At 63.5% G+C, this 24644-nt stretch carries 25 protein-coding genes; 6 read left to right on the top strand and 19 right to left on the bottom strand.

All coding sequences use genetic code 11. The features are described 5' to 3' along the window. Positions 1 to 3: 3 nt before the first annotated feature. From FFS60_RS14665 to FFS60_RS14640, 6 genes are all read right to left on the bottom strand, one after another. Entirely contained in the window at positions 4 to 807 is an 804-nt protein-coding gene (locus FFS60_RS14665) for an AraC family transcriptional regulator (RefSeq protein WP_137822362.1), read from the bottom strand. Positions 808 to 1010: 203 nt separating this feature from the next. Further along, positions 1011 to 1457, bottom strand: a complete 447-nt coding sequence (locus tag FFS60_RS14660) for a hotdog fold thioesterase (RefSeq protein WP_028629403.1) — start codon at positions 1455 to 1457, stop codon at positions 1011 to 1013. Between the two features lie 50 nt (positions 1458 to 1507). Continuing rightward, positions 1508 to 3175 carry an AMP-binding protein gene (locus FFS60_RS14655; protein WP_137822361.1) on the bottom strand — a complete coding sequence of 556 codons (1668 nt, stop codon included), beginning with the start codon at positions 3173 to 3175 and terminating at the stop codon, positions 1508 to 1510. 105 nt (positions 3176 to 3280) lie between these two features. Next, a complete protein-coding gene (gene sixA, locus FFS60_RS14650; protein WP_028629405.1) occupies positions 3281 to 3745 on the bottom strand; it encodes a phosphohistidine phosphatase SixA in 465 nt (154 codons plus the stop codon). After that, entirely contained in the window at positions 3742 to 4089 is a 348-nt protein-coding gene (locus tag FFS60_RS14645; RefSeq protein ID WP_028629406.1) for a DUF4389 domain-containing protein, read from the bottom strand. Before FFS60_RS14645 ends, sixA begins: the two co-directional genes overlap by 4 nt. 28 nt (positions 4090 to 4117) lie before the next feature. Beyond that, a complete protein-coding gene (locus FFS60_RS14640; RefSeq protein WP_028629407.1) occupies positions 4118 to 5140 on the bottom strand; it encodes an NAD(P)H-dependent glycerol-3-phosphate dehydrogenase in 1023 nt (340 codons plus the stop codon). A gap of 324 nt (positions 5141 to 5464) precedes the next feature. On the opposite strand from FFS60_RS14640, the gene FFS60_RS14635 reads away from it, so the two are divergent. The 3 genes from FFS60_RS14635 to fabB all read left to right on the top strand — a co-directional run bounded on the left by FFS60_RS14635 (position 5465) and on the right by fabB (position 9375). Then, the gene (locus tag FFS60_RS14635; protein ID WP_137822360.1) at positions 5465 to 7372 is read left to right on the top strand and encodes an ATP-binding protein; all 1908 of its coding nucleotides are present in this window, start codon (positions 5465 to 5467) and stop codon (positions 7370 to 7372) included. A 258-nt stretch (positions 7373 to 7630) separates the two neighbouring features. Next, positions 7631 to 8146, top strand: coding sequence for a 3-hydroxyacyl-[acyl-carrier-protein] dehydratase FabA (gene fabA / locus FFS60_RS14630; protein WP_028629409.1), 516 nt, complete (start codon positions 7631 to 7633; stop codon positions 8144 to 8146). Between the two features lie 11 nt (positions 8147 to 8157). Continuing rightward, a complete protein-coding gene (gene fabB / locus FFS60_RS14625) occupies positions 8158 to 9375 on the top strand; it encodes a beta-ketoacyl-ACP synthase I (RefSeq protein ID WP_028629410.1) in 1218 nt (405 codons plus the stop codon). 63 nt (positions 9376 to 9438) lie between these two features. On the opposite strand, the gene mddA is transcribed toward fabB, so the two are convergent. The 5 genes from mddA to FFS60_RS14600 all read right to left on the bottom strand — a co-directional run bounded on the left by mddA (position 9439) and on the right by FFS60_RS14600 (position 15630). Continuing rightward, complete coding sequence (mddA, locus tag FFS60_RS14620; RefSeq protein WP_028629411.1) at positions 9439 to 10212, bottom strand: methanethiol S-methyltransferase; 774 nt, start codon at positions 10210 to 10212, stop codon at positions 9439 to 9441. A gap of 94 nt (positions 10213 to 10306) precedes the next feature. Further along, a complete protein-coding gene (locus tag FFS60_RS14615; RefSeq protein ID WP_028629412.1) occupies positions 10307 to 13129 on the bottom strand; it encodes a PAS domain S-box protein in 2823 nt (940 codons plus the stop codon). A gap of 213 nt (positions 13130 to 13342) precedes the next feature. After that, the gene (locus FFS60_RS14610; RefSeq protein ID WP_028629413.1) at positions 13343 to 14062 is read right to left on the bottom strand and encodes a response regulator; all 720 of its coding nucleotides are present in this window, start codon (positions 14060 to 14062) and stop codon (positions 13343 to 13345) included. 65 nt (positions 14063 to 14127) lie between these two features. Next, on the bottom strand, positions 14128 to 14592 hold the full coding sequence (locus FFS60_RS14605; RefSeq protein ID WP_028629414.1) for a DUF3859 domain-containing protein: 465 nt from the start codon (positions 14590 to 14592) through the stop codon (positions 14128 to 14130). A gap of 63 nt (positions 14593 to 14655) precedes the next feature. Next, on the bottom strand, positions 14656 to 15630 hold the full coding sequence (locus FFS60_RS14600; protein WP_256658091.1) for an amidohydrolase family protein: 975 nt from the start codon (positions 15628 to 15630) through the stop codon (positions 14656 to 14658). A gap of 187 nt (positions 15631 to 15817) precedes the next feature. Between FFS60_RS14600 and FFS60_RS14595 the strand changes: the two genes are divergently transcribed. Then, positions 15818 to 16237, top strand: a complete 420-nt coding sequence (locus FFS60_RS14595) for an OsmC family protein (RefSeq protein WP_028629416.1) — start codon at positions 15818 to 15820, stop codon at positions 16235 to 16237. A gap of 20 nt (positions 16238 to 16257) precedes the next feature. Next, complete coding sequence (locus tag FFS60_RS14590) at positions 16258 to 17118, top strand: pirin family protein (RefSeq protein WP_171016526.1); 861 nt, start codon at positions 16258 to 16260, stop codon at positions 17116 to 17118. Between the two features lie 60 nt (positions 17119 to 17178). Here FFS60_RS14590 and FFS60_RS14585 read toward each other — a convergent pair whose 3' ends face one another. The 6 genes from FFS60_RS14585 to FFS60_RS14560 all read right to left on the bottom strand — a co-directional run bounded on the left by FFS60_RS14585 (position 17179) and on the right by FFS60_RS14560 (position 22708). Further along, entirely contained in the window at positions 17179 to 17448 is a 270-nt protein-coding gene (locus FFS60_RS14585; protein ID WP_137822358.1) for a dienelactone hydrolase family protein, read from the bottom strand. Positions 17449 to 17451: 3 nt separating this feature from the next. Continuing rightward, the gene (locus tag FFS60_RS14580; RefSeq protein ID WP_028629419.1) at positions 17452 to 18240 is read right to left on the bottom strand and encodes a dienelactone hydrolase family protein; all 789 of its coding nucleotides are present in this window, start codon (positions 18238 to 18240) and stop codon (positions 17452 to 17454) included. 214 nt (positions 18241 to 18454) lie between these two features. Further along, complete coding sequence (gene htpG, locus FFS60_RS14575; protein ID WP_137822357.1) at positions 18455 to 20353, bottom strand: molecular chaperone HtpG; 1899 nt, start codon at positions 20351 to 20353, stop codon at positions 18455 to 18457. Positions 20354 to 20527: 174 nt separating this feature from the next. Then, positions 20528 to 21772: an MFS transporter gene (locus FFS60_RS14570; RefSeq protein ID WP_137822356.1), complete on the bottom strand. Its 1245-nt coding sequence runs from the start codon at positions 21770 to 21772 to the stop codon at positions 20528 to 20530. Between the two features lie 40 nt (positions 21773 to 21812). Further along, positions 21813 to 22256 (bottom strand): PaaI family thioesterase, encoded by a 444-nt coding sequence (locus tag FFS60_RS14565; RefSeq protein WP_137822355.1) that lies wholly within the window; start codon positions 22254 to 22256, stop codon positions 21813 to 21815. Further along, positions 22253 to 22708, bottom strand: a complete 456-nt coding sequence (locus FFS60_RS14560; protein WP_028629423.1) for a PaaI family thioesterase — start codon at positions 22706 to 22708, stop codon at positions 22253 to 22255. Before FFS60_RS14560 ends, FFS60_RS14565 begins: the two co-directional genes overlap by 4 nt. Positions 22709 to 22880: 172 nt before the next feature. Between FFS60_RS14560 and FFS60_RS14555 the strand changes: the two genes are divergently transcribed. After that, entirely contained in the window at positions 22881 to 23105 is a 225-nt protein-coding gene (locus tag FFS60_RS14555) for a hypothetical protein (RefSeq protein WP_028629424.1), read from the top strand. Positions 23106 to 23163: 58 nt separating this feature from the next. On the opposite strand, the gene FFS60_RS14550 is transcribed toward FFS60_RS14555, so the two are convergent. Both FFS60_RS14550 and FFS60_RS14545 read right to left on the bottom strand, forming a co-directional pair. Further along, on the bottom strand, positions 23164 to 23553 hold the full coding sequence (locus FFS60_RS14550) for an MAPEG family protein (RefSeq protein ID WP_028629425.1): 390 nt from the start codon (positions 23551 to 23553) through the stop codon (positions 23164 to 23166). Then, positions 23550 to 24284 (bottom strand): DUF599 domain-containing protein, encoded by a 735-nt coding sequence (locus tag FFS60_RS14545; RefSeq protein WP_028629426.1) that lies wholly within the window; start codon positions 24282 to 24284, stop codon positions 23550 to 23552. Before FFS60_RS14545 ends, FFS60_RS14550 begins: the two co-directional genes overlap by 4 nt. Positions 24285 to 24644: the final 360 nt, after the last annotated feature.

Genomic DNA, 24644 nt, shown 5'->3' with positions numbered 1-24644 from the left:
GGGTCAGCGGTTGCGCAGCTTGGCCGGCGGCACGCCATAGGTGCGGCGGAACAGCCGCGAGAAGTGCGCCTGGTCGTAGAAACCCAGGTCCAGCGCCACTTCGCTCAGAACCTCGCCGCGCAGCACCCTTGGCAGGGCACGTTCCAGACGCAACTGCGTCAGCCACTGGTGAGGCGGCAGTCCGCATTGACGGTTGAAGCGGCGCAACGCCTGCCAGGGGCTGAGGCCGCAGAACGCGGCCAGCTCCTCCAGCGAGGGCGGTGCATAGAGACGCGACTCCAGCCACTCCCGCAAGCGCGCCCAGGTGCGGGCATCGAAGCCATGTTCCGGCTCACGGACGCGTAGCGTGGAACCCTGCCCCAGCAGGTTGGCCAGGGTCGGCCAGAGCTGGCTTTCCTGCTCCAGCCGCGAGCCTTGGGCTAGCGCGCCGTGCAACGTTTGCAGCTGTCCACGCAGTGTGGCGTCGCGAAGAATACTGGTGGTCAGGCGCGGCGCGCCCTGGCGCTCATCACTCAAGCTGCGGCTGGCGTCGTCCAGCCATTGCGGGTCGAAAGCCAGCACGCGGATCTGATAGCTCTGGCCATCGACTCCGGCACCATCGTGGATCTGCTCCGGCGCCATCAACAGCACGTCCCCGGTGTCGGCCTGATGGCTTTCACCCTGGTGCAGGTAGCGTTGCCGGCCGCGCACCACCAACCCCAGGTGGTACTCCAGATGGAAGTGCCGGGGAAAGGCGAAGTGCTGGTACTGGGCGTCGATCAGGCGGACGCCCGGCAGGCAGCTGGGGATGTGGTTGGTCTGGTCCATGGGCGCCACTTTACTCCGTGGCGCCGTGCGCTTCTTGGACAAAATTGCGGAAGGATTGGTCCGGAGTGACGTAGTCCCGCAGGGTGGAAATCGCTTTTCATTTCCACCGTCCGATGCCCGCCCATGCTCCGATGGTGGATCGGTGAAGCGTGATCCACTCTACGCAGCTGTGACGGCAGCATGAAGCCTGACGCTCCTACATGTCAGCCGCGCCGCGGCGGCTCGGCACCGAGGGGCACGATGGCCATGGTCAGGCGGGAAATGCAGCTGGGTTTGCCGTCTTCGCCCGAGAGCCGGATGTCCCAGACATGGGTGGTCCGGCCCAGGTGTACCGGGCGGGCGACAGCCGTGACGCGGCCGCTGCGCAGACCTCGCAGGTGGTTGGCGTTGACCTCCAGCCCCACGCAGTAGAAGCGCGCGGTATCGATGCACAGGTAGCTGGCAGTGGAGCCCAGGGTTTCCGCCAGCACCACTGAGGCGCCGCCGTGAAGCAGGCCGTAGGGTTGATGGGTGCGCTGGTCGACCACCATGCTGGCGGTCAGGGATTCTTCGTCGAAGGCCTCGAAGCGGATGTCCAGGCCTTCGCCAATGGTGTTCGTCAGGGATTCGTTGAGGTGCGCGAGATCGGGGATTTGTCGCCACAGGCCCATGGGGTCACTCCTTGTGGGAGGCCGGGACGAAGCGTCCCGACCTGGCTGGATCATTCGTGCCAGACAACCGCTTCCTGGCGTTCGAGCCATTCAGGGAAGCGCTTGCCGTAGGCATCTTCCACCTTGTTGCGCTTGATCTTCAGCGTCGGGGTGAGGAAGCCGTTGTCCACCGCCCAGACTTCCTTGACCAGCACCAGCCCCTGCAGGCGCTCGTGTTTGTCGAGGTCGCCGTTGACCTCCTCCAGCAGGTTGCGCAGGCTGACTTCCAGCTCGGCGCGGGCACTGTTCGCCGCCTCCTGCCGCCCAACATCGGAGAGCACACAGAGGGCCATGGGCTGGGGCAGGCCGTCGCCCACCACGCAGACCTGTTCGATGCGCGGATGCACGGCGAGGCGATTCTCGATGGGCGCCGGCGCCACGTACTTGCCCTTGCTGGTCTTGAAGATTTCCTTGATGCGGCCGGTCAGGCGCAGGTTGCCGTCGGCGTCCTGCTCGCCCTTGTCGCCGGTCCGCAGGAAGCCGTCTTCGGTGATGGTCTCGGCAGTGCGTTCCGGGTCCTTGTAGTAACCCTGCATGGTGGCGCCGCTGCGCACCTGCACCTCGCCCTCCTCACTGATCCGGACCTCCACGCCGGGGCTGTTCTGGCCGATCCAGCCGGGCTTGTGCCGCCCCTTGAGGCACAGGTGGGAATAACCGCAGTTCTCGGTCATGCCATACACCTCCGCCACTTCCAGGCCGAGGCGCTTGTACCAGTTCAGCAGCGCACCGGGCACTGGCGCGGCGCCGCACAGGGCGTTGCGCACGGCATCCAGGCCGAGGCCAGCCAACACCTTGCGGCCGACGATGCGGCCGATGACAGGCAGCCGAAGCAGGCGATCGAGCTTTGCCGCCGGCATCTTCGAATAGACGCCCATCTGGAACTTGGTCCAGATGCGCGGCACACCAAAGATCGCGGTGGGACGGGCACGGCGCAGGTCATCGAGGAAGGTTTCCAGACTCTCGGCGAAGAACACCGTCTGCCCGGCGTAGAGCGACCCCATCTCCACGAACATCCGCTCAGCCACGTGGCACAGCGGCAGGTAGGACAGCAGGCGGTCGTCCTCTCCGGTCTGGAACAGTTCCACGCCATGACCGGCAGCGAAGGCGAAATTGCTGAAATTGTGCATGACGCCCTTGGGCGTGCCGGTGGTCCCGGAGGTGTAGATGATGGTGGCGAGCTGATCCGGGGCGCCCTTGGGGCTGTCCTGGATCGGGTTGACGGCCTGCAGGTCGGCCCAGTTGAAGTCGAACTCACCCGCCGGGTGAATCGGCAGTGCAATGGTCGGCACGCCCTGAGGCACACCGCTGGCCATGGCGGGCCAGTCATCGAGCTTGCCGATGAAGGCAAGGGCCGATTCGGAATGCTCCAGCACCTGGTGCACCGACTCGGCGGTGAGGTTGGGATAGAGGGGAACGGAAACGTGGCCAGCCATCCAGATGGCGAGGTCGGCCACGATCCAGTGGGCACAATTCTTGGAAATGATTGCGATACGGCTGCCCTGGGGCAGGTCACGCCCCCGCAGCCAGCTGGCGGCCCGACGGGCCTGCTCGCCCACATCGGCCCAGGTCAGCTCCTCGATCCGTCCGCCGCCGAGCGGCTGGACCAGGTAGCGCGTATTCGGGTGACGGGCTTCACGCTCGAAAAACATTTCAAGCGGCAAACGGACTGCATCAGCCACAGGGCCTCCTCCTTTGTTCTTTTTTTAGGGGACAACCAAGCACTTGCTTGGTCGACTATTCCACGCACTTGGGAGGAGGCGCAAGTTAAGAAATGTTGCGAATCGTCAGTGATGGCGAACGTGATGGACGGCGCGCAAGGACATGAGACCGGGGACCAGCAGGTCGCCCTCCAACTCGGCCAGACTGGCAGTGCCCATGGGCAGCGGCTCCTGGCGATGGCCATGGATCAGCAGACCGGCCAGTTCGCTGACGAAGGGATTGTGGGTGACCAGCAACAGGTCCTGCTCGCTGCGTTCGGCGAGGAAGTCGAGCGCCTCTCGCGGGTCGCTGTCCGGGGTCAGCCAGGGCGCGGTGCCAACGGCACCGCTGAAGGCCAGGGCATCACGAACCAGCTCAGCGGTCTGCTGCGCCCGCACATAGGGGCTGGCCAGAATGGCGCCCAGCGGCTGCCCGGCGAGTTGGGCAGCTGTGTGCAGCACGTCCTTGCGACCGTGGCGCGTCAGCTCGCGCTCGGCATCGGTCCGGGCGCGGGGTTCAGCCTCGCCATGGCGCAGCAGCCAGAGCCTCACAGCTTGGGCTCTTCGTCACGCACCGGGTGAGCAGCTGGCGGCACCGCATGGGGCGCCTCGCCCTCGGCAGCACGAGCCTCGGGCCAATCGGCGAAGGGCCAGGGTTTCTCCTCGGTGTTGAAGGTGCCGAAACGGCCAATCTGAGCCAGGTACTGGCTCAGGCTGTCGCCGAACGACAGCAGGCCGGCATTGGGTGCACCGTAGAAGGCGCGGTAGCCCAACTGCAGCAGGACCACTGCACCCAGCACGATTTCAGCCAGTTGCCAGACGATGACGAAGATCAGCATCCACAGGACGCGCAGCAGGATGTGCTCGCGCTGCAGGTCTTCGCGCTCTTCACTCATGGGGAATCTCCTTGTCCGAAAGTGTGAATCAGAAGCCGGTGGTTGGAATGAAGTCTACGTCGGTCTTGGGCTCGCCGCGCATCAGCAGCTCGATCACCTGGGCCAACGTACGCCCTTCGAAAAGTATGGCATGCAGCCCCGCGACCAGCGGCATGTAGACCTGCAGCTCCTCGGAACGACTCTTGAGAACCTTGAGGGTGTTGACGCCCTCGGCAACCTCGCCCAGACGTGAAACCGCGTCTTCCAGGGACAGGCCCTCGCCCAGGGCGTAGCCCACTTGGTAGTTGCGGCTTTTGGGGGAGGAACAGGTGACGATCAGGTCGCCCACACCGGCCAGCCCCAGGAAGGTCATGGGGTTGGCGCCCAGCTTGACGGCAAAGCGGGTCATCTCCGCCAGGGCGCGGGTGATCAGCATGCTCTTGGTGTTCTCGCCCATGTCCAGGGCGGCGGCCATGCCGGCGATGATGGCGTAGACGTTTTTCAGCGCACCGCCCAGCTCGACACCGAAGCGGTCCTGGCTGGCGTAGACACGGAAGGTACGGCCATGCAGCGCGGACTGTACCCGTTGGCAGAGCTCGGCATCCTCGCTGGCAACCACCGTGGCAGTCAGCGCGTGGTCGGCGATTTCCTTGGCCAGGTTGGGGCCGGAAATCACGCCAATGCGCGCATCCGGAGCCACTTCTTCGAGAATCTGGCTCATCAGCTTGAAGCTTTTCGCCTCGATGCCCTTGGTGGTACTGACCAGGAGCTTGCCGGTCAGTAGCCCGGACACCGGCTCCAGCACCGGTCGCAATGCACTGGACGGCACGGCGACGAAAACCAGCTCGCAATCGGCGAGCACGGCGGGCAGATCGGTATCCGGTTCGACACCGGGGTGGATCTTCACACCCTTGAGGTAGCGTGGGTTCTCCCGCAGGGTGCGGATCGCCTCGGCCTGTTCGGGGTCGCGCATCCAATGGCGCACGCGCTGGCCATTCTCGGCCAGCAGGTTGGCGATGGCGGTGCCGAAGCTACCGCCGCCGAGCACCGCGACGGGTTGCTGTTCAGTCATAACGGGTCCATGTAGGCCAAAGGAATGGCGAATCCACGCATTATACGGAGGCGCCGTCTACCGGCCAGCGCCAATCCAGAGCCATCGCGCTGGCAAAGCGATCATCCTCGGTTAAGATGCCGCAGTTCTTTGACGTCAAGGTTGCCGCATTCGCGCCCCAACGACCGCCGCGTATCAAAAATTCCCCCAGCATTGGGGCATAACAAGACTAAAGTTCCAACATAGATTCACCTCACGGACGCCCCCGCACCGAGGCAAAAGGAAGATGTGCCTACCCTCCCCCCGATCGCCGAACTCTCCCGCCGCTGAAGGAGAGCCGCGCCCATGACCTTGCGGCATCGCTGGGACATCCACACCCGCACCCAGTTGATCAGCCTCGGCCCGGCACTGCTGCTGACCCTGCTGCTCACCGGATTCTTCACCTTCGCCCGCCTGCAGGACCTGCGTCAGGAGCTGAACCACACTGGCCAGTTGATCGCCAGTCAGCTCGCACCGGCAGCGGAATACGGTGTGGTCACCGGCAACCTGGAGGTACTGGAAGGCTTGCTCCAGGCCAGCCTGGGCACGCCCCATGTGCGGTTTCTCGAAGTGCGCGACCGCGCCGACAATATCCTGGTCTACCTGGAGCAGCAGGACCGCCTCGAGAAGAGCGGCGCGCAGGTGGAGGTTTTCCACGCGCCCATCATCCAGCAGCAGATGCACCTGCAGGCGCAGCGCACCCTGGCCAGGGGAGACAGCCGCAGCAATGACGGCAACTACTTGGGTCGCGTAGTCGTGGGCATGTCCAACGACGCCTTCAGCAGCCGCCAGCAGGAGATCCTCCTCAAGGCCACTGTGCTCGCGTTCATGGCCCTCCTCCTCACCTTCCTGCTCGCGCGCCGCCTGGCCACTCGCCTATCGCAACCCATCAGCGCGATGGGCGACGCGGTCAAGGCCATCCAGGACGGCAACTACGACGCCAGCCTACCCGTGGTAGACGACAGTGAACTGGGCGACCTCGGCCGCCACATCAACAACCTCGCCAGCGGCCTGCAACAGGCCAGCCACGAGCAGCAGCAGGCGATGGGTCAGCTGATCAAGGCACGCGAGGAAGCAGAAATGGCAAACAGGGCCAAATCCGACTTCCTGGCGATGATGAGTCACGAACTGCGCACCCCCATGAACGGCGTGCTGGGCATGCTCCAGCTGCTGGAAACCACGGAGATGACCGAGGAACAGACGGAGTACGCGGCGCTGGCCACCGAGTCCACCGAGCACCTGCTCAAGGTGATCAACGACATCCTCGACTTCTCTCGTATCGAACGCGGCGCCCTGGAGCTGGAACGCATTCCCTTCAACTTGCTGGACCTGATCCTGGGTTCGGTGCAAGTGTTCCAGCACAGTGCCCAGCAGCGCGGATTGGTCCTGACGCTGGACACCCAGGGCGGCCTGGAGCGGGTGGAGGCGCAGGGCGACCCGACGCGCCTACGGCAGATCCTGGTCAATCTGGTAGGCAACGCCCTGAAGTTCACCGAGGAAGGTGGCATCAAGGTCGTAACCCGCTGGCAGGCACTGGACAGCGAAGTGCTCTGGCTCACCTGTGCCGTGCACGACAGCGGGATCGGCATCCCCCCCGACCGCCTGGAGCATATGTTCGATGCGTTCCAGCAAGCCGATCACTCGATCTCCCGCCGCTATGGCGGCACCGGCCTCGGCCTGCCCATCGCCCGCACCCTGGCCGAACGCATGGGCGGCACGCTGCGGGCCGAAAGCCATGAAGGTTCGGGGTCGGTCTTCACCCTGGAAATTCCCCTGCCTTTCCGTCCCGAGGGAGCCGAAACGCTTACCAATCAGGCACACGCCCCCAGTGAAGGCAGCGGTCAGCACGTGCTGCTGGTGGAGGACAACCCGGTGAACCAGACCGTGATAGAGGCCATGCTGCGCAGCCTCGGTTTCCAGGTGAGCCTGGTGGGCGACGGTGCACAAGCCGTGCACCAGGCGTCACGCCATCACTATGCCGCTATTCTCATGGACTGCCGCCTGCCGGTGCTGGATGGCTATGAAGCCACGCGCCAGATTCGCCAGATGAATGGCGGCGCAACGTTGCCGATTATCGCCCTCACCGCCAACGCCCTGCAGGGCGACCGCGAGGCCTGCCTGGCCGCAGGCATGAATGACTACCTGGCCAAGCCCTTCAAGCGCGCCGACCTGCTGCGGGTGATGCAGCGCTGGCTAAGCAAACCGTCGGACTGAAACGATTGATGCTGTTTCCAGACATTCGTCGAGTGTTCCGGGATGTTAAAGTGCACCACGCTTTGCGAGCGGGATGCCCCTGTCGCGCCCTTTGGGCGGGTCAAGGTCACTCAGGTGAACGACTGTGCTCGCCACTCTGTGACTTTCACCGCAACGCAACAGTCTATGACTAGTCTGCCAGCTGGCCCCCCTACAACGGCCACGGCAGCAGGATGAATGCAAAGCCCTGTGCCACACGGGGACCATTGAGGAGCTCGCATGACCAAACAAAACGCCTATTCCCGGGAAGACCTGCTGCGCTGCAGTCGCGGCGAGCTGTTCGGCCCTGGTAATGCGCAACTGCCCGCCCCCAACATGCTGATGATCGACCGCATCGTGCATATCAGCGAGACCGGCGGGAAGTACGGCAAAGGCGAGATCGTCGCCGAGCTCGATATCAATCCTGACCTGTGGTTCTTCGCCTGCCACTTCGAGGGCGATCCGGTCATGCCCGGCTGCCTCGGCCTCGATGCCATGTGGCAGTTGGTCGGCTTCTACCTCGGCTGGCAGGGCAACCCTGGCCGCGGCCGCGCCCTCGGCTCCGGCGAAGTCAAGTTCTTCGGCCAGGTCCTGCCGTCCGCGAAAAAGATCACCTACAACATCCATATCAAGCGCACTATTAATCGTTCGCTGATCCTCGGCATCGCCGACGGCACCGTTGCCGTCGATGGCCGCGAGATCTACAGCGCCGAAGGCCTGCGCGTCGGCCTGTTCACCTCTACCGACAGCTTCTGAAGGACATCCGCATGCGTCGCGTCGTGATCACTGGCCTGGGCATCGTTTCCTGCCTGGGCAATGACAAAGCCACCGTCTCCGACAACCTGCGCGCCGGCCGTGCCGGTATTCGCCATAACCCCTCCTATGCGGAGATGGGTTTGCGCAGCCAGGTGTCCGGCTCCGTCAACCTGAACCTGGAAGAACTGATCGATCGCAAGATCTTCCGTTTCATGGGCGATGCCGCTGCTTACGCCTACCTGGCCATGCAGCAGGCCATCGAAGACGCCGGCCTGAGCGCAGAGCAGATCTCCAACCCGCGTGTTGGCCTGATCGCCGGCTCCGGCGGCGCTTCGACCGTCAACCAGATGGAAGCCATCGACACCCTGCGTGAAAAGGGCGTCAAGCGCATTGGCCCATACCGTGTGACCCGCACCATGGGCAGCACCGTATCCGCCTGCCTGGCCACCCCCTTCCAGATCAAGGGCGTGAACTTCTCCATCTCCTCGGCCTGCGCCACCAGCGCGCACTGCATTGGCCAGGCCATGGAGCAGATCCAACTGGGCAAGCAAGACATGGTCTTCGCTGGCGGCGGTGAAGAAGAACATTGGAGCCAGAGCTGCCTGTTCGATGCCATGGGCGCCCTCTCCACCCAGTACAACGAAACCCCGGAGAAAGCCTCCCGCGCCTACGACGCCAAGCGTGACGGTTTCGTCATCGCCGGTGGCGGTGGCATGGTGGTAGTCGAAGAGCTGGAGCACGCGCTCAAGCGTGGCGCCAAGATCTACGCCGAAATCGTCGGCTACGGCGCGACCTCTGACGGCTACGACATGGTCGCCCCGAGCGGCGAAGGCGCCATCCGCTGCATGCAGCTGGCGCTGTCCACCGTCGACACCCCGATCGACTACCTGAACACTCACGGCACCTCCACTCCGGTCGGCGACGTGGCGGAAATCCGCGGCGTGCGCGAAGTGTTCGGCGACAAGGCCCCGGCCATCAGCTCCACCAAGAGCCTGTCCGGCCACTCCCTGGGCGCCGCCGGCGTGCAGGAAGCCATCTACTGCCTGCTGATGATGGAAGGCAAGTTCATGGCCGGTTCCGCCAACATCGACGAACTGGACCCGGAAGTCGCCGACCTGCCGATCCTGCGCGAGACCCGCGAGAACGCCAAGGTCGACACCGTGATGTCGAACAGCTTCGGCTTCGGTGGCACCAACGCCACCCTGGTGCTGCGCCGCTTCAACGGCTAACGGCTGTTTCGCAACGAAGAAAGGGCGCCATTGGCGCCCTTTCTGCTTTCTGCTTTCTGCGGTTCAGGCCGCTTCGCGATCGTGCTCAGCTTTGTCCCGGCCACCCATACGCGGCAGCAGCATGGGCACCTGGCGCCGATAGTCGGCGTATTCAGGATGCGCCCGCAGCAGGTCGCGTTCTTCCAGCTGAATGGCAGCCAGGATGTAGATGCTGGTCAGTACCGCGAACAGCAGGTGGGCCGCGCTCATGGTCGGAGTGGCCCAGAAGCACAGGAACCAGCCCAGGTAGAGCGGATGGCGCACCAGCTTGTAGGCGCCCGGAGTCTTGAACTCCAACTCGGTGTAGGGCTTGCCCAGCAGGTTCAGCCAGACCTGGCGCAGGCCGAACAGATCGAAGTGGTTGATCAGGAGTGTGGCGTAGAGCACCAGCGCCCAGCCGAAGCCGAAGATCGCGCCCATCACCAGGCGGCCCGAACGATTTTCGATGTTCCAGATTTCACCGCCCAGGGGTTGCCAGTAGCTGTACAGCAGGATCAGCGCAAGACTGGAAAACAGAACATAGGTGCTGCGCTCAGCCGCCGGTGGTATCCACTGCGTCCACCAGGCCTTGAAGGCCGGGCGGGCCATCAGGCTGTGCTGTACGGAGAAGATGGCCAGCAGCGCCACATCGATTCCAAGGGCGATCCAGAACGGCAGGCGTGGCTCGCCATCCAGGGTTCGCGGCGCGAACGGCAGGTTGGCGATGAAACCGATGGAATAGACGAAGGTGGCCAGGAAGATCAGGTAGCTGATCAGGCCGTAGAAGAAAATCGAACTGCGCTTGAAGTAAGTGAACATGATGCGCTCCTGCCTCGGGTTCTGGTCGGCGGAAACGCCCCGCCTTGGACACCAGCTTCGTCCCGTCCTGTATCAGCCCTATGGCTGGCAGCGCTCAGTTTGTTTCGGCTTTGTATCCGCTCCTCGGACTGCCCAGCCAGGCCTGCAACAGTTGGTGCAGGCGCTGCTGGTTCAGGGGTTTGGTCAACAGTGCCTTGACGCCCTGCTGCTGCACCTCGCTCTCCAGCAGGGCGTCGCTGAAACCGGTGTAAAGCACGATGGGCAGGTCGGCGCGAGACGCCAGGAGGCGCCGCGCCAGTTGCAGGCCAGAGAGACGCGGCATGCTCTGGTCGAGAATGATGAAGTCCCAGGCATAAGGGTCGGCACAGAGCAGCAGGCTGGCCTGCTCCGCATCGCAGAAGATGCCGGCCTCCAACCCCCAGCCCTCCAGCAGTTCGCCCATGAACTCGGCTACCGTAGCGTCGTCGTCCACCACGGCCACCCGCCCCTGCAAGGCCGAACGCAATTGTGGGCGCTCTGCGGCCGGCGCGACTGCAGCGTCCGCGTTCGACGCCGGGCCATGGGCCGGCATCAGCACACGGAAGGTGGCACCCTGCCCCGGCGCGCTGTCCAGATGAATATGGCCGCCATACTCATGGACGATGCCGTGCACCATGGATAGGCCCATGCCACTGCCCTGACCGCTGGCCTTGGTGGAGAAGAACGGCTCGAATATCTGCGCCCGCAGCGCCGGATCGATCCCCGGCCCGCTGTCGCTGACGGTAAGTGCCACGAAGTGTCCCGCGATCCGCTGCTGGCAAGAGGCACAGACGCCCGCCAGGTCCTGCTGTGCCAGGCTCACCCGCAACTGCCCGACGCTGCCCATGGCGTCGCGGGCATTGATGCAGAGATTCATCAGCACCTGCTCCAGCTGCACAGGATCGGCCAGTACCCGGGGCAGGTCGTGACCCAGCTGCACCTCCAGCTCGACCGTCGCCGGCAGGGTGGACTCCACCAGGCGGATAAAGTCCCCCAGCAGCAAGTCCAGCGCCACCACCTGCGGTTTGCCGCGGCTGCCCCGGCTGAAGGTGAGCATCTGCTGGATCAGGTCGCGAGCCTTCTCCGCCGAGCGCTGAACCCGCGACAGGTACTTGCGCAGGCGCTCATCACTGTCCTGCTCCGCCAGCTCCTGGGCCATCACCGTGTAGCCCAGCATGCTGGTCAGCAAGTTGTTGAAATCGTGGGCGATGCCGCCCGTCAGGTGCCCGATGGCCTCCATGCGCTGAGCCTGGCGTAGCTGCTGCTCCAGTCGGGCACGTTCCTCTTCAGCCTGGGTACGTTCGGTGATGTCGCGCAAGTAACAGATAAAGCGCGGCCCCTCGTCACCCGGCACTTGGGTCAGGGCCAGCTCGGCGGCAAACTCTCGGCCATCGGCGCGCTGCGCCACCACCTCCATGCGCTTGCCGAGGAATGCGCCATGGCCGGTCTGCACGTAGTGCTCCAGTGCATGTTCATAGGCATCGCGGAAACGCGGCGGGATGATCAACTTCAGCAGCGAATGCCCCAGCGCCTGCTCACGACTGATGCCAAAGCACTGCTCGGCCGCCGGGTTGAAGGCCAGCACGCGCCCGGCCTCGTCCATGCTGATGAAGCAGTCCAGGGCGGTGTTGGTGATGGCCCGGTACTGCAGCTCGCTGGCGCGCAGGGCCTGCTCGGCCTCCTTGCGCTGGGTAATCTCGCGGGTGATGCCCAGGATGCGGTCAACGCCGCCAATGGTGACGCGCTTCAGCAGCACTTCATCCCAGTGCAGGCTTCCGTCGCGGTTGCGTCGATGCCATTCGAAGCGCTGCACCTCGCCGGCCGCGGCGCGGGCCAGGTAACCCGCCGCGTCCTTGCCGGTATACGGGGCGTAGCCGGCGCTGAAGGCATCGATGTCCAGCTTGAGCATTTCCTCGTAACTGTAGCCGTAGGCGCGACAGGCCTTGGGGTTGACGTCCACCAGGGCGCCACTCTCGATGTCGTGGACGAAGATGGCATCTTCGGAGTTGTTGAAGATTGCCCGGTAGCTGGCTTCCGCCTCCAGCCGCTCGATTTCTGCGGCGGCCCGCACCGAGAAAATCCGCAGCACGGATTCCACCCTGTCACGATCGCTCATCGTCCCCAGCCGGCCAGCGGCGATCAGGCCCAGCGGCCGGCCATCACTGGCAAAGAGCGGGTAGCCGGCATAACTGTCGACACCGAAAGCGGCCAGCACTTCGTCGCTGGGGTAGGAACAGCGCAGGTCGCGAGGCACGAAGTGGAAACTGCGACCGAATACCTCGGCACAGGGCGTCCCCTTCAGGTCATAGGTAGCGTTCTGGTGCAAGCGTCCTTCGTAGTAGAGCGCCAGCGTGGTGAGGCATTGCGGCCCCTGGTCGCTGATGCGGCTGACAAAGGCAAAGTCGGCATTCAGGGAGCGCACCATGTAGCGGGCAATGGCCTCGAACACTTCGTTGCCAGTGGCGGCGGAAACGCCCAGCGCAACAAATCGCAGCACCTCTTCCAGGCTCTTGCGTGAGCTGATGTCAGTGGAAATGCCGCAGATAGCGCTGACCCGCCCTTCACCATCGAAGAGTGGGAATTTGTTCGACAGATAGGTGCGGATACCACCGCCCATGGGCACCTGTTCCTCGAACTCCAGCTCATGGCCGAGCTGGGCTACACGCACGTCGTTAGCGCGCAGCACATCGGCCATTTCCCTGGGAAAGAAATCGTGGTCGGTATGCCCCAGCACGCGTTCCGCGCGGACCTTGAACAGCCGCTCGAAGGCCCGGTTGACCAGGACCAGGCGGCCGTCGAGGTCCTTCACGTAGATCACCGCACTGCTGTTATCGACGATCTGCCGCAAGCGATGCTCTTCGGCACTGACGGCGAAGCGACTGGTCAGGGGCTGGCTCACCGGTAGGCCCTCCGGAGGTAGCGGACAGCCTGAGTATAGAGACAGCCGGGCCGCGCCCGGAGGGCCTCGGAGCCATTGAAACAATTGAAACAAAGGGCTGACGTGGGGGCGAATTCATTCGCATGTCTGCGTTAGCTGTTGCAAGAGATTTACCATCGAGCCAACAGCCAGCGCCTACGGGCAATGATTTCGCCCCTACCGCTTCTTGCAGACTCAGCCCGGGACGAACATGTATCCGACGCCGCGAACGGTGCGGATGATCTGCGGTTTGTCCGGGTCCGTTTCCAACTTGCGGCGCAGGCGCGCTATGCGGATGTCGATGGAGCGGTCGAAGGGGTTCCAGTCGCGATGCTGAGTCAGGTTCAACAACTGGTCGCGAGATAACGGCCGGTTGGGTCGCTGGGCGAAGGCCTGGAGCAGGTCGAACTCCATGGCGGTCAGGGGGATTTCCTCTCCGGCGGCGTCAAGCAGCTGGCGGCTTTGCAGATCGAGGCGGCAGAGGCCGAGTTGCAGGCAGGTGCCCTCGCTTTCCGTGGCGGGCTGGGTGGAAGCCGCCGGGGCGCGACGATAGCGCCGCAACACGGTCTTGACCCGCGCCAGCAGCTCGCGCGGGTCAAAGGGCTTGGCCAGGTAGTCGTCAGCACCGACCTCCAGCCCGACGATGCGATCCAGTGGCGTGCCGGCGCCGGAGACCATGATCACCGGCAGGTCGTGATGTTCGCGCAGGTAGCGCGCAAGGCTCAGGCCGTCCTCGCCGGGCAGCCCTACATCCAGCAGCACCAGATCGGGCAGCGCCTCGGCCAACCGCGCGCGCAGCTGGCCGCTGTCGCCGACGGCATGGACCTGGTAGCCCTGACCGCCGAGGTAATCCAGCAACAGTTCGCGGATCGCCTCGTCGTCGTCCACCACCAGGATGCTGATCTGTTCGGCCATGGACCCGCGCCTCGCGCCTACCTATGACCCAGCGAATATAGCGCGCCCTGACGACACGCGCGGGCTCAGCGGACGGTGAAACGCTGCTCGGCCAACAGACGGTCGCCCTGGAACACCATGAAACGCCACTCGCCCGGCACCACTTCGTAGTGCTCGGTGAATTCGTAGGCCATCACGTCCGTCGGCGCGCCGGGGGCCATCTTCTGCTCAACCACGAACTTGTCGTGACGCTTGCCGTCCGGGGTAACCACACCGGGGGTCAAGTACAGCAGGGTCAGCGGGGTGTCCTTTTCCTGCTTGCCGAGCAGCGTGTAACGCATGCCGAACTTGGTGCCCAACTTGGCCGGGATCTCGTCGGTCTGCTCGATATTCTGGTTGCTGCGGGTCAGCACGCGCTCGCCCGGCTGGTAGTCCTGATACTGCGATTCGAAGATGCCGTACTCCACCGGGCCATCCACCCGTACATCAGCCAGGGCCACGCCGGAAGCCAGGCCCAGGGCCACGAGTGCTGTCATTCGAAAGGGGATCATGTCGCGCTCCTTGTTTGCGGTGGCGCGAGGTTATGACGCGGCCATGACAGCCTCGTGACAGACTCACTGCGCGATGTCGCTCCGGTGTTTGCGCGGGAGCACTGCCAGGAAATTGTCCCGCGCAACCTTGCGCGCCACCGCTTCGGGCAGGGCGTCGAGGAAGGCATTGTAGGCCGCCAGGTAGTCCCCCAGGCCGTCGAAATGCCCGACCACGTCGGAGCCCAGCATGAAGCGGTCTGGATACCGCTCCACCAGTGCCAGCCAGCGCCGGTCCGGCTTGCCGCCGGCATCCAGCAAGTAGGGTTTCAGCACACTCCAGGAGAGGTCGACGTAGAGGTTCGGGTAGGCCCCCAGCATCCGCTCCAGGGTGGACAGGAGAAAGTCCATCTTCGTCTGGTGGCGGTGGATCTCCAGGCTGGAGCCGGCGTGGGCCCAGATGAAGCGCACGTGCGGATGGTTGCGCAGCGGCTCTTCCACTTCCTGCAGGTAAAGCGGATTGCGCTCACGCTTGGAGGTGATGTTGGAGTGCAGCAGCACCGGCAGGTCGTACTCGGCCGCCAGGTGGTAGATGCGGCTCATGGCCTCGTTGTTGGCGCGCGGCGTGTCGCCATCGATGAGGGCGGTGAGGTCGTCGTGGCGGGTGAACACCTCGCCAATACCCTGCCAAAGGCCCGGGTCCAGTTCGAGCATGCGGCGAATGTGGGCGTCGGAGTTCTTGTCGTTGGGGTTGAAACCGCTGAGAAAGGGATGAAAACGCTTGCGCTGCTCGACCGGCAGTTGCTTCACCGCTGCGGCCACCAGCACGTCGGTGGCGCTGTACCAGTAGGCTCCGGCGTCGTCGCCAGCGTAGTAGCGCGGCCGCTTGGGTTCATCCTCGTGCCACTTCTTGGCCACCGGAATACCAGAGATCATTGCGTGGTCGATGCCACCCTTGTCCATCGCATCCAGGAGGGATTTCATGCCATCGGTTTCCTGGAAGAAATCCACGTAGTGCAGGTGGGCGTCGCTGTAGTGGTACTCGCGCGCTTCCCCCGGCATGGTCGCCGTCAGCAGCAGTGCGGCGAGACTGGTCCTCAGTCGATACAAGGCAGGTCCTCCCGGATGTATGAGCGACTATAGACCGGCAGCCGGCTGACCGCGTTCAACCGGGTTACCCGCTGCCCGGCCGCCGCCCTTTGCGCTAGCCTAGCGGGGACTGTTCCGCTCATCGGCCAGGAGGCCCACCATGACCATCCGTCTCACCCGTGATTCCGCCAACGGCACCCGCCAACGCATCGAACTGGAAGGCAAGGCACCGCTGTTCACTGACCTGCCGACGGACCTTGGCGGCGCCGGTGGGGACCCGGAGCCTCATGACTACTTCGATGCAGCGCTGGGCAGCTGCAAGGCCCTGACCGTCACCTATTACGCCCAGAAAAACGGCATCCCGCTGACTGGCGTGGACGTTGAGGTGACCCGCGACGACAGCGAGGAACGCAAGGGGCACTACCGCCTGGATGTGAAACTGACCCTGCGCGGCGCCCTCACCGACGAGCAACGCGCCACCCTGCTGCGCATCGCCGACAAGTGCCCGGTACACAAGCTGATGACCCAGGTGGAAGTGAGCATCGAAACGCGCCTTGCCGAAGGCAACTTCAGCCAGTGACCCGAGCAGGAAACCTGAGCATGAACATTCTCACCATACGGCCGCGCGCCGAAGAAGTCGCCGGGCAACCCATCCTCCGACCGCTGCCGTCGGCCCAGTGCCGCAGCGTCGGGCCCTTCGTGTTCTTCGACCACATGCTGGAAGCTGACTACACCCCCGGCACCGGCATGGACGTGCGCCAGCATCCCCATATCGGCCTATCCACCCTCACCTACCTGTTCGAAGGCGAGCTGCAACACAAGGACAGCCTGGGCTCGGACCAATTGGTGAAGCCGGGCGACGTCAGCTGGATGACCGCTGGCCGCGGCGTTGCCCATGTCGAGCGCACCCCGGCGAAGCTGATGACCAGCGGCTCGCGCGCACACGGCCTGCAAGTCTGGCTGGCCCTGCCGAAGGAATTCGAGGATTGCGAACCCAGCTACAGCCATCATCCGGCGGCGAGCCTGCCGCAGCAGGAAGCACTCGGTGTGCGCATCCGCCTGATCGCCGGAACCGGCTTCTGCCTGGAATCGCCTGTACCGGTGCTCTCCCCTACCCTCTACGCAGACCTGCATCTGGAAGCCGGCGCCACCTTGACCATCCCCTGCGAACATCCCCAGCGGGCGCTCTATCTGCTGGAAGGCGAAGCAATGCTGGACGACCAGCCGCTCGAAGCACGCAGTCTGGTGGTGCTGCCAGAGGGCGTGGAGTACGTGCTTTCCGCATGCAGCGGTAGCCACCTGGCGATGATCGGCGGCTCACCATTGGATGGGCCGCGACGGATGAACTGGAATTTCGTGTCCAGCAGCCCGGAACTGATCGAGCAGGCGCGCAGCCGTTGGGCGGCCGGAGACTGGCCAGTGGTGCCGGGCGAAACCAGCCGCATTGAGTTGCCGCGCTGATCTGGACGGCGGGTGGTGGGCTGAAGCCCACCCTACGGGCTCGCACACCTGGCTTAGGGCTCAGGCGAAGACTTCGTCCAGCAGCGCGTACATGGCGGTGAAGGCGCGCCGCGAAACCGTGGCGTTGTATTGCGCGGTACCAGGACTGTTGGCGGCAGGATCGGTGAACGAATGCACCGCGCCACCATAACTCAGCAACTGCCAATCCACTCCGGCCTCGCCCATCTCCCTGGCGAAGGCCGGTAGCTGTTCACGGGGCACCAGCGGGTCCAACGCGCCATCCAACATCAGGACCGCGCCCTGGATATTCTGGGATTGGATCTGCGTCATGGATTACCTCGTTCCGCCAAAGACTTCGTCGAACAGGTCGTTCATGGCCTGGTAGGCCCGGGCAGCGACCTTGGGATTGTATTCATTACGCCCGGGCACGCTGGCCCCGCGCTCGGTGAAGGAATGCACCGCACCACCGTAGCTGACCAGTTGCCAATCGGCCTTGGCGGCCGTCATTTCGGCAGTGAAAGCCTCTACCTGGGTCTTGGGCACGGCAGGGTCGTCAGCGCCATGCAGCACCAGTACCGGCGCGCGAATATTGCGCGCATCGGCCGGGTTCGGCGTGTCCAGGTTGCCGTGGAAAGACACGAAGCCCTTCAGCTGTGCGCCTGAGCGCGCCAGTTCCAGGACACTGCCGCCACCGAAGCAGAAGCCGATGGCGCCGAGACTCGCCAGGTCCAGCGACACCTGCCCAGCCTGGGCCTTGAGAGTCTCCACACCGGCCTGGGCACGTTTGCGCATCAAGGGCCGATCACCGCGTACGGCCGTCGCGGCGGCCCTGGCTTCGTCCGGATTGGTTGGGCGAACGTCCTTGCCATACATGTCGGCAATGAAGATCACGTAGCGCTGGCCGGCGATTTCCTTGGCCTGCTCGGCTGCGGCCGGGGTCACGCCCAGCCAGTTGGGCACCATCAGCAGGCCGGGGCGTGGGGTCTTCACCGCATCGTCATAGACCAGGGTGCCTTCAAAGGCTTTGCCGTCTATCTCGTACGGAACAGCCTGGGTAACCATGGCTGCACAAGCGGGACCGGCGAATGCGAACAGCAGCGAAGGCAGGAGCAAACGGTTCATGGGGACTCTCCAGTGCCAGGGGGAATGACTAAGGTTAGACCCAATGCCGGCTGAGCCCTCCTGCCGGGTTCGTTGCATGGGATTTCAAGAGCGCGGCAGTGTCGACCTGGCCTTGTGCGGTCGGCGTAGCGAACGAATTCGCTCCGCCGAAGCGTCAAGCACCCACAACGAAAAAGGCCCGCAATTCGCGGGCCTGTTCCGTTCCAGCCTCTTATCAGGCCGAGAGTTCCACCAGCAGCTTGTTCAGGCGGCGCACGTAGGCGGCCGGGTCCTTCAGGCTGTCGCCGGCGGCGAGGGCGGCCTGGTCGAAGAGGATGTGGGACAGCTCGCCAAAGCGGTCCTCGTCCTGCTCGCCATCCAGCTTCTCGATCAGCGGGTGGGCCGGGTTGATCTCGAAGATCGGCTTGGAGTCCGGCACCTTTTGGCCACTGGCCTCAAGGATCTGGCGCATCTGCAGGCCCAGATCCTGTTCGCCGATGGCGAGGATCGCCGGGGAGTCAGTCAGTCGGTGGGAAACGCGCACTTCGCTGACTTGCTCGTCCAGCACCTTCTTCAGGCGCTCGATCAGGCCTTCCTTGGTCTTGGCGACTTCTTCCTGGGCCTTCTTGTCCTCTTCCGAGTCCAACTTGCCCAGGTCCAGGTCACCGCGGGCGACATCCACGAAACCCTTGCCGTCGAAGTCGGACAGGTAGCTCATCAGCCACTCGTCGATACGGTCGGTGAGCAGCAGCACTTCGATGCCTTTCTTGCGGAAGACTTCCAGGTGCGGGCTGTTCTTGACCTGCGAATAGCTCTCGCCGGTGAGGAAGTAGATCTTGTCCTGGCCTTCTTTCATGCGGCCGATGTAGTCGGCAAGGGAAACACTCTGCTCACCGGATGCATCCTGGGTGGAGGCGAAGCGCAGCAGGCCGGCGATTTTCTCTTTGTTGGCGAAGTCCTCGGCCGGGCCTTCTTTCAGCACCTGACCGAAGTTGGTCCAGAAGCCCTTGTACTGCTCGGGTTCGTTCTTGGCTAGTTTCTCCAGCATGTCCAGCACGCGCTTGGTCAGGGCCGACTTCATGGAGTCGATCACCGGACCCGACTGCAGGATTTCGCGGGAGACGTTCAACGACAAGTCATTGGAGTCCACGACGCCCTTGATGAAACGCAGGTAGAGCGGCAGGAACTGTTCTGCCTGGTCCATGATGAACACGCGCTGCACATACAGCTTCAGGCCACGCGGTGCCTCGCGGTGATAAAGGTCGAACGGGGCACGGGCCGGAACATAGAGCAGCGAGGTGTACTCCAGCTTGCCTTCAACCTTGTTGTGGCTCCAGGACAGCGGGTTCTCGAAGTCATGGGCAACGTGCTTGTAGAACTCCTGGTACTCCTCGTCCTTGACCTCGGTACGCGGGCGAGTCCAGAGCGCGCTGGCGCGGTTGACGGTTTCCCACTCCTGCTCGGCGGGCGCATCTTCGCCGTGGTGTTCTTTCGGCAGTTCGATGGGCAGGGCGATGTGGTCGGAGTATTTCTTGATGACGTTACGCAGACGCCAGCCATCGGCGAACTCCTCTTCGCCACTCTTCAGGTGCAGGACGATGCGGGTGCCACGCTCTGCCTTGTCGACAGTGGCGATGTCGAACTCGCCCTCGCCTTGCGACGACCAGTGCACGCCTTCGCTCGCCGACAGACCGGCGCGGCGGGTGAAAACTTCTACCTTGTCGGCGACGATGAAGGCGGAATAGAAGCCCACGCCGAACTGACCGATGAGGTGGGAGTCCTTCTTCTGGTCGCCGGAAAGGTTCTTCAGGAAGTCGGCGGTGCCGGACTTGGCAATGGTGCCCAGGTGCGCGATCACCTCGTCGCGGCTCATGCCGATGCCGTTGTCTTCGAGGGTGATGGTGCGAGCGTCCTTGTCGAAGCTGACGCGGATCTTCAGCTCGGCGCCGCCTTCCAGCAGCTCGGGCTTGGCCAGCGCTTCGAAGCGCAGCTTGTCGGCAGCATCGGAGGCGTTGGAAATCAGCTCGCGGAGGAAGATTTCCTTGTTGGAATACAGGGAATGGATCATCAGGTGAAGCAGTTGCTTCACCTCGGTCTGGAAGCCCAGGGTTTCTTTTTGAGTTTCCACACTCATGGTCGTCTAACTCCACGTGGATGGTTTGAGCCGCATACGGCGGCGGATGTCATCCAGATGGGGGCTTCGACAAGGATTTCAAGTGCTTAGGAAAATCGAACAGTACTTGCCCGCCAATGGCACCTGCCATTGCCCGGAAACAGTGAAAAGAGAAGCGCGTTTCACTCGACCGGCTCAGGGCTCCAGCAGCTCCACGTCGGACACCTCTTCGACATCGAAACTGAAACTGGCGGCCCCTGCCCCGCCCAGGTTACGACGAATGAGGATCCGGCCATCGCGATCCAGGCCGGCGAAGCGGCCTTCGGCGGTGCTGCCACGCACTGTGTACACGCGCATGCTGAGCTCCTGGTATTGGCTGGGGGTGTTCAGCAAACGTTGCAGCGAGAAACGCAAGCGACGATCCACCGCACCGGTGTCCGCGAGAGGCGCCAGCTCCTGCGCCCCGCTAGGCGTTTCAGGCGCCACGCTGGGAGTGGTCAGTGGCGGGAAACTGTCATGGCGCACACGCCAGCCCCGGGCCGCGCTCTTGGCCAGCTGCAAGGCCAGATGCTGAACCTGGCCGTCGACACGGGCCTCCACGTCCAGATCCAAATCGCGCGCCGGCAAGCTGACAGCTGGCAGTTGGGCCAGCTCTACGTTATGGGTGGCGAAGCGCCGCTGCAGGTAGTCACGAACCACATAGGCCAGGGTGTCGCGAGAGTCATAGGTGGTATCCACCCGTCCATCGCGGTAGCGCAGACGGTCGGTAAAGACCTCCAAATGGCCCGTGAGCGTAGTGGCGAACTTCGGCGGCAAGACCAGATGGAAGTCGCCGGCCAGACGGTTTGGCGCCACGGGCTGCAAGTCCAGATGCAGGGTGTAGCCACGGGGGATACGCCGGGCCTCCGGTAGTTCCTGCTCCGGTAGCAGCCAACTGATCTCGACTTCCGGTTGCGGTCCAGGGTCCTGGGGCAGCACGTCCAGGCGCAAGGCCCCCTTCGGCAGGTTGCCGACACGAATGGTCAACTCGCGACGGGCGTAGAAATCCTGCCCCTCGCGCAGGCTGAGAATGCCGTCCACCAGTTCGGCCTGTAGCGGCGAGAAACGCTGGCCGTTGAGCTCCCCGTTGAGACGGATATCCAGCTCTGACGCGGCCTGCGGCTCATCGCCCAGCCAGCGAAGGCTGATGATTGACTGCAACCGCTCAGGGTCCTGCGCGGCCAGCATCGTCAGCCCCACCACCAGCGGAATGAAGCCCATCGCGCCCAGGGCCACAGCCTTGCGCGCGGTGCGCCAATGGTTGAGCACATAGGCCAGCGTGACCGGCGGCAACAAGCTGCCAAAGCCCCAGAGCAAACTGGTACCAAAAGCGAGCATCACCAGCCAGACCAGGCCGGTGACGATCAGCAGTAGGCCACCAAGTATCAGTAACGCAACCATCGGACTTTCCTTGAGAGCGACCGGACCTTACTGGCGCCCCTCAGGGTTCATCGACCTTGAAGTGGGCGCGTGCGGTGGCGATGGGTTCGGTCTGGGTGGTCTGCCAGGCGGTGATGGCGACGTTGGCGACGCGGCGGCCTTGTCGCCAGACCTGGCACTGGACGAAGGTGTCACGATAGTGTCCGGCGCGCAGGTAATCTATCGAGAAGTCGATGATTTTGGGCATATGTGGCGTGCCCATGAACATCAGCAGGTGGAGCATGGCCGCATGTTCCATGAAACCGGCGATCACACCGCCGTGGATGGCCGGCAGGGTCGGGTTGCCGATGTTTTCCTTGCTTGCTGGAAGACGGAACACCATGTCATCCCCCAGGCGCAGGCATTCCATGCCGATCAGCTTGGCGTAGGGGATCAGGCACACCAGCGAGTCGTAGTCATTCTTCTCCTGGGCCTCGCGCACCAGCGCGTTGAAGTCGAGGCTCATACTGCACCTCCCTGCTTCAACTGGCCGGGCTTGCCCATGCGCATGAAGGCGCCGACCACATGGGCGATGGGTTGGGTCGGGTCGTCCTGATAGGCATAGCCACGGGTGAAGATGACATTGGGCGTCACCCGGTAGCACTCGGCGAATCCGTAGACGTCCTTGTGCGGCTCGGCCGGGTGCATGTAGTCGATGCGCAGGTCCAGGGTCGGGCAGATCTCGAACTCCGGCAGTACGCAGACCGTGGAAATGCCGCAGGTGGTGTCCATCAAGGTCGTAATGGCGCCGCCGTGGATCACGCCGGTTTCCGGGTTGCCGATGATCTGTTGGCTGTAAGGCAAACGCAGGGTCAGGCCCTGGGGAGTGGCGTCATGCACGCTTAGGCCGAGCACCTGGCAGTGGCGCAACGCGGAAAGAAAGCGCTGCGACCGTTCGATAAGGGAATTGTCCGTCATGACTGCAACCTTGGCGGAAAGTGGGCAAAGTGCTAAATGATACCCTGACGGACGCGCCTACGCCGTGGCCAAGCGTTCGGGTAAGGCTTTTTGCATTAAGCACGGAACTTAGAAACAGGTCACAAACTCCAACGCCTATCGATGAGGAAAAGCCACACATGGAGGCTCAATGATGAAGAAAACCCTGTCTCTCGCCCTGCTCCTGGCCGCTAGCCTTGGTCTCGCTGCCTGCGACAAGAAGGAAGAGGCCCAGGCACCGGCTGCACCGGCGACCGAATCCCAGCCGAGCGCACCGGCCCCAGCCCCGACTCCGGCTCCGGAAGCCGCCCCGGCTCCGAGCGCACCCGCCGCTCCGGCCGCTCCGGAGACTGCACCGACCGAGGAGCAGAGCCAGTAAACTCCTGGCAATAGCTACGACAAGGCCCGCATTGCGCGGGCCTTGTTGTTTCCGTGGGTCAGAGCGCCGGACTGAGCATCAACAACAGGCAGCAGACCAGGCCGACGACCCAGACCAAGCTGCGCAGGGTGGCCTTGTCGTTCCAATAGAGGAACAGGTAGAGCACGCGCGACACGATGAAGATGATCGCCAGCAGGTCGACGAAGTAGCCGTGGGTCTGGGTGACATGGGACATGAGCACACCGGCGGCGAACAGCGGGAAAATCTCGATGCTGTTCTGATGCGCCGCCACAGCCCGCGCACCGAAACCCGTCAACCGTGCCTGCTGCGCACGTGGATGACGGTTGTCGTAGCCCCTGCCCTCTTCACGCATGGCCTTGGCCACGGGAATCTTCGCCAGGTAGATGAGCAGGGCCGAGAAGAACAGGCACCAGAAAGGAATACTCATTCGACCTTCTCCTTGGGCGCTTCCAGCGCGTGAGTTGGGGTGTAGACCATCACATCCAGCACATCGGAATGGAATTCGCGGCGGTACAGCACCAGCACAACACCCGTGGTCGCAATGATGAAAAACCAGGGATTGATGAACCAGGCCAGCATGGCCAAGCCGAAATAGTAGCTGCGCAAGCCGAAGTTGAACTGGTTGGCCGCCAGGGAAATCACCCGCGCGGTACGCTCGGCGAAGGCCTTCCTCTCCTGCTCGCTGACGTGTTTCTCTCCGATCATCGGCGCCGATCCCACGAGGATGGCGGCAAAGTTGTACTGACGCATGCACCAACTGAAGGTGAAGAAGGCGTAGACGAAGACGACGGCGAGACCCAACAGCTTCAACTCGGAAATACTGCGGCTGGCAGCCTGCACGAACGGCAGGTCGGCCAGCACCGACACCGCGCGATCAGTGGATCCGAACACCGTGAGAATGCCGGCCAGGATAATCAGGGTACTGGAGGCGAAGAACGAGGCATTGCGCTCAAGGTTTCCGATCACACTGGCGTCGGCGATACGGTTGTCGCGCAGCAACAGGCGACGCATCCAGTCCTCGCGGTAGAGATGCAGGACCGAAGCCAGGCAGGCGGTGTCCTTGCCCTTCCAGATGGCGTAGCGGGTGTACCCCACCCAGCAGGTAATGAACCAGAGAATGGCCACCAGATGAGGCCAGTTGCGCAGAATGGTCGACATGCAAATTCCTTGTAAGAACGCGGCGAATTATAGCGATCCATGGCCATGACAACACGACACCTGCAATGCACTACCAAGCGGAAACGCGCTGGTCATTCGACCGGTATCCGGGCCGGCAAGCTGCGCCGGGAGACCTGAGCGGACGGAACTCCTGAAGTGGGATTCCGGCGCACTTTACGAGACCCGATGGCTAAGCAAGCGCCTCTCCTCCCCGTTACCCAGCGCCACGAAAAAGGCCGCCCTTCGGCGTAATGCTGTTCACATAAGCATTTGAGCTGTTGCCGAGGCTCCCCGAGAATCCGATGCCAGATCTCTGGCATCGGATTTTTTATGTCTTTCCAGCAGCAGTTACTCGACCTG

The organism is Pseudomonas sp. D(2018) (assembly GCF_005502555.1).
GTDB lineage: Bacteria > Pseudomonadota > Gammaproteobacteria > Pseudomonadales > Pseudomonadaceae > Metapseudomonas > Metapseudomonas resinovorans.
The sequence above is the reverse complement of the archived record's forward strand: the minus strand, read 5'-3'. Positions and strand labels throughout refer to the sequence as shown.

Bases quoted from the DNA above. Each gene is read 5' to 3' on its own strand.
- FFS60_RS14605 (WP_028629414.1), bottom strand. From the start codon at position 14,592: ATGATCCCCTTTCGAATGACAGCACTCGTGGCCCTGGGCCTGGCTTCC.
- FFS60_RS14580 (WP_028629419.1), bottom strand. From the start codon at position 18,240: ATGAACCGTTTGCTCCTGCCTTCGCTGCTGTTCGCATTCGCCGGTCCC.
- FFS60_RS14585 (WP_137822358.1), bottom strand. From the start codon at position 17,448: ATGACGCAGATCCAATCCCAGAATATCCAGGGCGCGGTCCTGATGTTG.
- FFS60_RS14595 (WP_028629416.1), top strand. From the start codon at position 15,818: ATGACCATCCGTCTCACCCGTGATTCCGCCAACGGCACCCGCCAACGC.
- FFS60_RS14560 (WP_028629423.1), bottom strand. From the start codon at position 22,708: ATGACGGACAATTCCCTTATCGAACGGTCGCAGCGCTTTCTTTCCGCG.
- FFS60_RS14635 (WP_137822360.1), top strand. From the start codon at position 5,465: ATGACCTTGCGGCATCGCTGGGACATCCACACCCGCACCCAGTTGATC.
- FFS60_RS14660 (WP_028629403.1), bottom strand. From the start codon at position 1,457: ATGGGCCTGTGGCGACAAATCCCCGATCTCGCGCACCTCAACGAATCC.
- FFS60_RS14565 (WP_137822355.1), bottom strand. From the start codon at position 22,256: ATGAGCCTCGACTTCAACGCGCTGGTGCGCGAGGCCCAGGAGAAGAAT.
- FFS60_RS14640 (WP_028629407.1), bottom strand. From the start codon at position 5,140: ATGACTGAACAGCAACCCGTCGCGGTGCTCGGCGGCGGTAGCTTCGGC.
- FFS60_RS14570 (WP_137822356.1), bottom strand. From the start codon at position 21,772: ATGGTTGCGTTACTGATACTTGGTGGCCTACTGCTGATCGTCACCGGC.
- FFS60_RS14610 (WP_028629413.1), bottom strand. From the start codon at position 14,062: ATGGCCGAACAGATCAGCATCCTGGTGGTGGACGACGACGAGGCGATC.
- fabB (WP_028629410.1), top strand. From the start codon at position 8,158: ATGCGTCGCGTCGTGATCACTGGCCTGGGCATCGTTTCCTGCCTGGGC.
- FFS60_RS14555 (WP_028629424.1), top strand. From the start codon at position 22,881: ATGAAGAAAACCCTGTCTCTCGCCCTGCTCCTGGCCGCTAGCCTTGGT.
- FFS60_RS14665 (WP_137822362.1), bottom strand. From the start codon at position 807: ATGGACCAGACCAACCACATCCCCAGCTGCCTGCCGGGCGTCCGCCTG.
- FFS60_RS14590 (WP_171016526.1), top strand. From the start codon at position 16,258: ATGAACATTCTCACCATACGGCCGCGCGCCGAAGAAGTCGCCGGGCAA.
- fabA (WP_028629409.1), top strand. From the start codon at position 7,631: ATGACCAAACAAAACGCCTATTCCCGGGAAGACCTGCTGCGCTGCAGT.
- htpG (WP_137822357.1), bottom strand. From the start codon at position 20,353: ATGAGTGTGGAAACTCAAAAAGAAACCCTGGGCTTCCAGACCGAGGTG.
- FFS60_RS14550 (WP_028629425.1), bottom strand. From the start codon at position 23,553: ATGAGTATTCCTTTCTGGTGCCTGTTCTTCTCGGCCCTGCTCATCTAC.
- mddA (WP_028629411.1), bottom strand. From the start codon at position 10,212: ATGTTCACTTACTTCAAGCGCAGTTCGATTTTCTTCTACGGCCTGATC.
- FFS60_RS14545 (WP_028629426.1), bottom strand. From the start codon at position 24,284: ATGTCGACCATTCTGCGCAACTGGCCTCATCTGGTGGCCATTCTCTGG.
- FFS60_RS14645 (WP_028629406.1), bottom strand. From the start codon at position 4,089: ATGAGTGAAGAGCGCGAAGACCTGCAGCGCGAGCACATCCTGCTGCGC.
- FFS60_RS14600 (WP_256658091.1), bottom strand. From the start codon at position 15,630: ATGCCGGGGGAAGCGCGCGAGTACCACTACAGCGACGCCCACCTGCAC.